The sequence below is a fragment of the Escherichia sp. S10b genome (assembly GCF_028421345.1).
Classification (GTDB): domain Bacteria; phylum Pseudomonadota; class Gammaproteobacteria; order Enterobacterales; family Enterobacteriaceae; genus ECMA0423.
The window spans coordinates 1-3,583 of record NZ_JAHZSO010000095.1; the positions used below are offsets into that span (position 1 = coordinate 1).

1 protein-coding gene, 2 pseudogenes and 1 other annotated feature are annotated in these 3,583 nt (G+C 54.2%); all 3 genes and pseudogenes read left to right on the plus strand.

What is annotated here, in order from left to right; all coding sequences use genetic code 11:
• Window positions 1-54: 54 nt before the first annotated feature.
• Window positions 55-794 (plus strand): annotated as a pseudogene (locus tag FTE26_RS07225) (IS3-like element IS629 family transposase); the annotation flags it as partial.
• Window positions 336-452 (plus strand) — a sequence feature (AL1L pseudoknot). (Overlaps the previous pseudogene by 117 nt.)
• Before the next feature lie 672 nt (window positions 795-1,466).
• Window positions 1,467-2,975, plus strand: a complete 1,509-nt coding sequence (gene ltrA / locus FTE26_RS07230) for a group II intron reverse transcriptase/maturase (RefSeq protein WP_001189123.1) — start codon at window positions 1,467-1,469, stop codon at window positions 2,973-2,975.
• A gap of 83 nt (window positions 2,976-3,058) precedes the next feature.
• Window positions 3,059-3,538 (plus strand): annotated as a pseudogene (locus FTE26_RS07235) (IS3 family transposase); the annotation flags it as partial.
• Window positions 3,539-3,583 lie beyond the last annotated feature (45 nt).

Consider the following 3,583-nt stretch of genomic DNA (forward strand, 5'->3'; position numbering starts at 1 on the left):
TGAACCGCCCCGGGAATCCTGGAGACTAAACTTCCTGAGAAAGAGGTAAACAGGATGACTAAAAATACTCGTTTTTCCCCCGAAGTCCGTCAACGGGCAGTCCGTATGGTTCTGGAAAGTCAGAGCGAATATGACTCACAATGGGCGACAATTTGTTCCATTGCTCCAAAGATTGGCTGTACGCCGGAGACTCTGCGTGTCTGGGTTCGCCAGCATGAGCGGGATACCGGGGGCGGTGATGGAGGGCTCACCACCGCTGAACGTCAGCGTCTGAAAGAGCTGGAACGTGAAAATCGTGAACTGCGCCGCAGTAACGATATCCTTCGCCAGGCTTCCGCTTATTTTGCGAAGGCGGAGTTCGACCGCCTCTGGAAAAAATGATGCCACTGCTGGATAAGCTGCGTGAGCAGTACGGGGTCGGACCGCTATGCAGCGAACTGCATATTGCCCCGTCAACGTATTACCACTGTCAGCAACAGCGACATCATCCGGATAAACGCAGTGCCCGTGCGCAGCGCGATGACTGGCTGAAGAAAGAGATACAGCGCGTATACGATGAAAATCACAAGGTATACGGTGTGCGTAAAGTCTGGCGTCAGTTGTTACGGGAAGGTATCAGAGTGGCCAGATGCACTGTGGCACGTCTCATGGCGGTTATGGGACTTGCCGGTGTTCTCCGGGGTAAAAAGGTCCGTACGACCATCAGCCGGAAAGCCGTTGCCGCAGGCGACCGCGTAAACCGTCAGTTCGTGGCAGAACGACCTGACCAGCTGTGGGTGGCTGATTTTACTTACGGTGTGCCCGGAGTTCAGGGCGGGCATGGATGCTTAAATGAACCGCGAGTCTGTCTGGAATATTGAGCCGGTAACTCACGATGAGAAACCCAACAATCCCACCGGGTGTGACGGTGGAGAGCCTGAGCGGCAGTGACCTGCGGCATGCCCGCAGGGTGATGTAACCCGCTGACAACGGGGATTGAGGCGAGATCACTAAGCCGAGATGATCCTCAAGGTTAAGTACTGAAAGGCTGAAGAACATGAACCCGTTAATCCGCCTCTGTGGGTTGAAAACGTCACCACGGCCTACGTGATCTGACAGGCCGTGCAGGAGGAACTGGCAGTGATACGTAAGCACTGCCGGTCGAAGGTGTTTTGACATGTATGCGAAACACCGGGGCAGCAGCGTCTATCACGCTTGCGTTGCTGACTTCTGCCAACTTGCGGCAAGCAAGGATAAAGAGTGCGACGGGCAGCCTCCTCAGTATGCCTGAGTCCAGGCAGGTAAACCGGGGAAGGTCAGCGACGGATGTTAAGGGGGCATGGCTCCGATGACGCGCTGGCTGGCGGAGCTTCCGTAGTAGTCCGCGATGGGGAAAGCCCATTACATGGCGAAGGGAAGCAGTTTGAATGTGTTTGCGACGTGAATTAACTGACCTAACGAGGTGAAGACCTTTGATAATCAGCGAAATGCAACGCAAGCTTGCCACATGGGCAGTCACCGATCCGTCCCTACGGATTCAACGGCTGCTGCGTCTGATAACACAACCAGAATGGCTGGCTGAAGCGGCGCGGATCACGCTTTCATCAAAGGGGGCCCATACCCCCGGCGTTGATGGCGTGAACAAAACAATGCTACAGGCCAGACTGGCTGTTGAGCTGCAAATCCTCAGGGATGAATTACTCTCAGGCCACTACCAGCCCTTGCCCGCCAGACGGGTTTACATCCCTAAAAGCAACGGCAAACTGCGACCACTGGGTATCCCCGCGTTGCGGGATCGTATTGTTCAGCGGGCCATGCTGATGGCGATGGAGCCGATATGGGAGAGTGATTTTCATACGCTCTCATATGGCTTCCGGCCTGAGCGCAGTGTCCACCACGCGATCCGCACGGTGAAATTACAGCTCACAGACTGTGGTGAAACCCGGGGACGCTGGGTGATTGAAGGCGACCTGTCCAGTTACTTCGACACCGTACATCATCGACTGCTGATGAAGGCTGTACGCCGCAGGATCAGTGACGCACGTTTCATGACTCTGCTGTGGAAAACCATCAAGGCGGGACATATCGATGTCGGTCTCTTTCGGGCGGCCAGTGAAGGTGTGCCACAGGGCGGTGTTATATCGCCGCTATTATCGAACATCATGCTGAATGAGTTCGATCAATACCTGCATGAGCGCTACCTGAGCGGGAAAGCCAGAAAAGATCGGTGGTACTGGAATAACAGTATCCAACGGGGCCGAAGTACGGCGGTCAGAGAAAACTGGCAGTGGAAACCCGCGGTGGCGTACTGCCGCTATGCCGATGATTTTGTCCTCATCGTCAAAGGCACCAAAGCACAGGCGGAAGCCATCAGGGAGGAGTGTCGGGGTGTGCTCGAAGGCAGTCTGAAACTCAGGCTGAACATGGATAAGACTAAAATCACCCATGTTAATGACGGCTTTATCTTTCTGGGGCACAGGATCATTCGCAAACGCAGTCGTTATGGCGAGATGCGAGTGGTCTCAACGATCCCGCAGGAGAAAGCCAGAAACTTCGCCGCATCGCTGACAGCACTGTTATCAGGCAACTACAGTGAAAGCAAAGTCGATATGGCTGAACAACTCAACCGAAAACTGAAAGGCTGGGCCATGTTCTATCAGTTCGTTGATTTTAAGGCCAAAGTCTTCAGTTATATCGACCGTGTCGTGTTCTGGAAGCTGGCTCACTGGCTGGCCCGCAAATACCGTACAGGTATCGCTTCCCTGATGAGGTGGTGGTGTAAATCACCGAAACCGGGTCAGAGCAAAACGTGGGTTTTATTTGGTAAAACCAATCACGGCAAGCTCAGCGGCGAAATACTGTACCGGTTGGTGGGGCAAGGCAAGAAGCTGTTCCGCTGGCGGCTACCCGAAGGTAATCCCTATCTGAGGACGGAGACCAGAAACACGTATACATCGCGCTTTACAGAAGTGGCAATGGCGTTCGCCAGCATTTAAATGGAGAGCCGGATGCGCTGAAAGGTGCACGTCCGGTTCGGGGAGGAGAGGCAGGGAAATAGTCCGACTACGCCCTGCCTCTTACTCTACTCAGCACATGGCGGGGCTTCGTCTATGTGGCGTTCATCATTGATGTGTTTGCCGGATACATCGTGGGGTGGCGGGTCTCATCGTCCATGGAAACGACATTCGTGCTGGATGCACTGGAGCAGGCGTTATGGGCCCGTCGACCGTCCGGCACGGTCCATCACAGTGATAAAGGTTCTCAGTATGTATCGCTGGCCTACACACAGCGGCTTAAGGAAGCCGGATTACTGGCATCAACAGGAAGTACAGGCGACTCGTATGACAACGCGATGGCGGAGAGCATCAATGGTCTTTACAAAGCGGAGGTAATACACCGTAAGAGCTGGAAAAACCGTGCAGAAGTGGAACTGGCCACACTCACGTGGGTGGACTGGTATAACAATCGACGATTGCTGGAAAGGCTGGGCCATACTCCTCCGGCAGAAGCAGAAAAAGCTTATTATGCTTCCATCGGAAACGATGATCTGGCAGCCTGAGTTCACAGATAAAACACTCTCCAGGAAACCCGGGGCGGTTCACTT